At 63.6% G+C, this 5,238-nt stretch carries 3 protein-coding genes; all 3 read left to right on the forward strand.

Annotated elements, in window-relative coordinates:
- Positions 1-431: 431 nt before the first annotated feature.
- On the forward strand, positions 432-761 hold the full coding sequence (locus MJD61_14000) for a transposase family protein (GenBank protein MCG8556383.1): 330 nt from the start codon (positions 432-434) through the stop codon (positions 759-761).
- Between the two features lie 98 nt (positions 762-859).
- Positions 860-1,822, forward strand: a complete 963-nt coding sequence (locus MJD61_14005; GenBank protein MCG8556384.1) for a nucleoside 2-deoxyribosyltransferase — start codon at positions 860-862, stop codon at positions 1,820-1,822.
- A 534-nt stretch (positions 1,823-2,356) separates the two neighbouring features.
- Positions 2,357-5,238: DEAD/DEAH box helicase (locus MJD61_14010; GenBank protein MCG8556385.1), on the forward strand; the 2,882-nt coding region annotated here is incomplete at its 3' end.

Below are 5,238 nucleotides of genomic sequence, written 5' to 3' on the forward strand. Positions count from 1 at the left end.
AGATCGGCACCTACGCCCTTTGGCTTCGGCGCCGCACAGCCGTTAGCGATCTGCATGGAGTCCCGTCGTGCCGCACCGGCGTTCTGGAGAGCTGACTCAGGACCCTGAAACGACAACCCAGTATTCATGCATGCCCCTGAAAATGCTTGCCTTATCCCGCTAGCGAGAGGCCCAGGATTGATTGGTAGTCGCTGCACTACGTTCCGCGCCGACCCATGAATCCTAGGGAGTTCCAGCGGACCTGGAGGGGGTGGAGTTGGGGGCACAAATTCGCAGGGGACGCGAGTTGAGGCTGGCGCTGCGGTGCGGCGGTCGGCTACGCGGCTGCACGAAGGCACTTCGGAGCCCGGCGTTCCGCACCCACCGCAGGCCTGCCTCGGCCAGGATGGTCCGAACCGGGGCGGGCTGCAACCGCTTCAAGGAGGTCCCCGATGGCTTATCGAGGCCGCGAAATCCGCCGGATGGCGGGACTATTGCAGGCTCGGCTGCCGGAGCTTGAGCTTGAAACGCTTGAAGACCCCCGCAATGCGCGGGGCAAACGTTGGAAACTCTCGACGCTCTTGCGTACCGCGCTCGTGGGCATGATGGCCGGCTGTACGAGCCTGAGCCAGGTCGAGATGCTCACCCAGCAGATGAGCCGCTCGATGCGTCGTCGCTTGGGTATCGCGGGCCGTGTGGCCGATACCACGCTGCGCGACCTACTGTGTCGCCTGCAGGTATATCCAGCCCGCTGCGGGCGAAAACCTTGTGCGTTCGGTTGAGCGGCAGCCAGTCCACGTCCCTATTGATGTGGGCTGTGACGGGGCAGTGCTGGGAACAGCTGCATATAGTCCCCCAATTCGGATGCTATGATGCCTGTATGTCGAGCTGCTATCTGTGCGGTGGGTTTGACGGGAGTCGGGTTGAGACCCACACCGGCGCCGAGGGGGCGCTGGTCGAGTGTCCGCGCTGCGGTCGGTACGACGTCGACGAGCGTGTGTTGAAAAAGATTCGGCGAGGCGAGCATCTCGCTGAACACGAAGGCCTTCGCCTCTCGGCCCTCGCGCGACGCAAGTCTGACTCGGCCGAGGGATTTGAAGGAAGACTACGAATACGGGAGGGCGAGCGGGCCGTCCAAGAATTGCTCAAGGCGGCGCCGCGGCTCCCAGCGATGCGTGCTACTCATTTTGACATCGTACTGCTCGGCTTGGCTGACCTGGCGAAGCATGTTGGTGACGTTTCCGTCTTCAAGACCGAATCGCTGGCGGCCCGGGCAATGCTTCCCAAGTCTGCTCTGAACGCGGTGCTGCGAGAGCTCCATCCAGTATTGATTGAGCTCGGTCAAGAAAAGGCACGCTTGACGCACGATGGGTGGCGCCGCGTGGATGAGCTCGGCGGCCGCGCGACGGGTGACAAAGCGTTCGTCGCAATGTCCTTCAATGAGGGCGATCCGAGGCTGTGGGGGGCGTACGAAGCTGGTATTCGGCCCGCACTCACGGAATGCGGTTTCAGGCCGCCGTTTCGAGTGGATGACGCGGAGCATCATGAGCCATCAGACGGCGAACGCTTCAGGGAGCGGATCGACGACAGGTTTCTGGCAATGATTCGTGCGTCGCGTGTGGTGATCGTCGACGCTACCGACTTCCGGCTCAACGTGGCGTACGAAGCCGGTTTTGCGGAAGGACTAGGTATCGAAAGAGTCTGGACCTGTCACGCCGCCGACGTATCAGGGCTGCCCTTCGATACACGGCAGATCGAGCAAATCGTATGGGAGGAGCCGGAGGAACTTCGGGAGAGGCTGGTTGCGCGGATCAAGCGACGAGGGCTGTCCCGGGTACTTTGACCGATTCGCACGCGACGGATCGGCAGCTATACGCCCCTCTGTGAGTCTACTTCAGCACATCGACGCCTTTCGTCAACACGGTCACCGGCCTAGCCATGCCGCCAGGGACAAGGCCGCCAACGCCCGCTTCGAAGTTCGCAGAGGGCGGCATCACGGCTACGTCGAGCGCCTCTACGATCAAGTGGAGCTCGCCACCGGTCGTAGATACGCGGACTGTGCGCCACGTGCATCCGGAACAAGGCGTGCAGTGTCGGTGGTTGGGATCTGGAGTGAGGTTCCGCTCTCATGCTCGGTGGTGACAAGCGGCCAGAAGCGCGGCAGCGTCCGCTCCCTGGTTCGATTTGAGCGTCGGCAGGTCGTGGGGCTCGGCACCTGGGCCGTTTCGTGTGACATGTCGCAGCAAGTGGCCCAGCCTAGCACCCGAAAAAGAGCTCGGGGTGTACCGCATTGGTTCGGGCGCTGTTATCCTCGTCATTCTGTGGTCCCGGACCAGTGACCGCTGCCTCGCCCGGGGGCTGCAGGCGCGCAGCGCCAATGAAGCTCGAAGATCTCAGGCCGGAGATGCGGGTGCGCGGGGTGGAGCCCAGCGCGGAGGTCAAGCTGCTGCATGTCGAGGTCCTGGGTTCCGATGCGGTCAACGTGACCTACAAGCAGCGGAGCGGGGGGGTAGGCCAACAGACCCTCTTCCGGCACCACGAGGCGGTCCTCCGGGAGGTGACGGCTTCCCTGGAGTTCGCATTCAGCGCCGATGCCCATGACTTCAAGCTCGCCGTCGAAGCCCTGCGCATCGACCTGGCGCATCTCTTCGACCCGATGATGGCGGTCCACACCGCCGACGTGGAACCTCTGCCGCATCAGATCGCCGCGGTCTACGAGGAGATGCTTCCGCGGCAGCCGCTCCGGTTTCTCCTGGCCGATGACCCGGGCGCAGGCAAGACGATCATGGCGGGCCTGTTCATACGCGAGCTCATGCTTCGGGGCGACCTGCACCGCTGTCTCGTGGTATCCCCGGGCGGCCTGGTCGAGCAGTGGCAGACCGAGATGAACGAGAAGTTCGGGCTGTCCTTCTCGATCTTGTCTCACCAGCTCGTGGACGAGACTCAGACGGGCAATGCCTTCCTCGAGAAGGACCTCCTCATTGCCCGGCTCGATCAGCTCGCGCGCAACGAAACCTGGCTCGACCGGCTCGAAGCCGAAGGCGCGGGCTGGGATCTCATCGTCGTGGACGAGGCGCACAAAATGAGCGCGAGCTTCTTCGGCCGCGAGCTCAAGACCACGAAGCGCTATCAACTTGGCGAGATCCTAGGGCGTGTGACTCGGCACATGCTGCTGATGACCGCGACGCCTCACAACGGCAAGGAAGAGGACTTCCGGCTGTTCATGTCGCTGCTCGACTCCGAGCGTTTCCTCGGGCGCGTCAAGAACACGGACGAGAAGGTCGACGCCACGGATCTGATGCGGCGCATGATCAAGGAGGATCTCCTCAAGTTCGACGGGAAGAAGCTGTTCCCGGAACGCCGGGCCGAGACCATCCCCTACGAGCTTTCAACCCAGGAGCAGGCGCTCTACGACGAGGTGACGGCCTACGTGCGCACCGAGATGGGTCGGGCGGACGCGCTCGACAACAGGCGGCGCGGGACTGTTGGGTTTGCGCTCACTATCCTCCAACGCCGTCTCGCGTCTTCGCCGCTCGCCATCTACAAGTCGCTCCAACGTCGGCGGACCAGGCTTGAAGAAGAGCTCGAAGAGTTACGCGCCGGTCGCGATCCGGTTGACCGCGACATCCTGGAACTCTTCGACGATGCCTCGCCCGAGACGATCGACGACACTCTCGACGAACTCGGCGACGCCGAGATGCAAACCCTCCAGGACCGCGCCGTAGCCAATGTCACCGCAGCGCGCAAGCCCGAAGACCTCCGAACGGAGATTGCGATTCTGAGAGGTCTCGAAGCGTCCGCAAAGGCCATGGTCGCATCAAGGCAGGACCGCAAGTGGGACGAGCTCTCGAAGCTCCTTCAGGCGGATGCGATGCGGCACGCGGACGGCCGCTGGCGGAAGCTCATCGTCTTCACGGAGCACAAGGACACCCTCGACTACCTCAACCAGCGCGTTGCGGGCGTGATCGGAAACCCGGAAGCGGTCGTCACGATCCACGGCGGCACACGGCGCGAAGACAGGCTTGAGGTCCAAGAGCGCTTTCGACAATCGCCGGAGGTCGTGGTGCTCGTCGCCACCGACGCAGCGTGCGAAGGCGTGAACCTTCAGAACGCCAACCTGCTGATCAACTACGACCTGCCGTGGAACCCGAACCGCATCGAGCAGCGCTTCGGACGCATCCATCGCATCGGTCAGGACCAGGTATGCACGATGTGGAACCTGGTCGCGATGAGCACCCGCGAAGGCCAGGTCTACCACCGGCTATTCGAAAAGCTCGAAGTGGAACGCGCTGCGCTCGGCGGTCGCGTGTTCGACGTGCTTGGCAAGGCGTTCGAAGGTCACTCGCTCCGCGAAATGCTCATCCGAGCGATCCGGTACAGCGAGGACCCCGAAACTCGCCGGCGCCTGACCGAAGAGGTCGATAGTCTCTTCGAGCCAGGTCGTTACCGCTCCCTGATCGAGGACGAGGCACTGAGCGCCAGCGTGATGACCAGTGACCGGCTCTTTCGCGTGCGCGAGGAGATGGAGCGTGCCGAAGCGCGGAAGCTCCAGCCCTACTACCTCCGCGGGTTCTTCAAGGTAGCGTTCGAGCGCCTCGATGGTGAACTGCGGGAGCGGGAGAGCCACCGCTACTTTGTTCCGCACGTACCCGCCTCCATTCGTCAAACGCACGCTGTGCACGGCGATCGCCGGCCCGTGTTGAAGAGCTACGAGCGCATTACCTTCGACCGCGAGCTCCGCCGGGTGCTCCACAAGCCACCGGCGGAGCTCATGCACCCCGGCCACCCGCTGATGAGCGCTGTGATTCGGCTCACCAAGGAACAGCTGGGACCTGCGATGCGGGAGGGCGCGACGCTCGTCGACGTCCGCGACGAGAGCAAGACACCGCGCGTGCTCTGCCTGGTCGAGCATGGCGTGCGCGAGGGCCCGGATCCAAGCCGGCTTGCTTCCCAGCGCATCCACATGGTCGAACTGTGCTCCGGCGGCGAGATTCGGCACGCAGGCTATGCCGCGCATCTCGACTACGATCGTCTACCCGAAGAAGCCCGAGCGCTCGCGGACGGCGTGCGCCGCCAGCCGTGGCTGAAAGGGGACATCGAGCACCGGGCACTCTCCTACGCTACGCAGAAGCTCGTCCCCGAGCATCTTCAGGAAGTCGCAACCCGCCGTGAGCAAGAGTCGCGAAAGGCGCTCCACGCCGTCCATGAACGGCTGACAAAGGAGATTCACCGGCTCAGCAACCGCGCAGTGGAGCTCGA

Source organism: Pseudomonadota bacterium, from assembly GCA_022361155.1.
In the GTDB taxonomy this organism is placed as follows: Bacteria; Myxococcota_A; Polyangia; order Polyangiales; family JAKSBK01; genus JAKSBK01.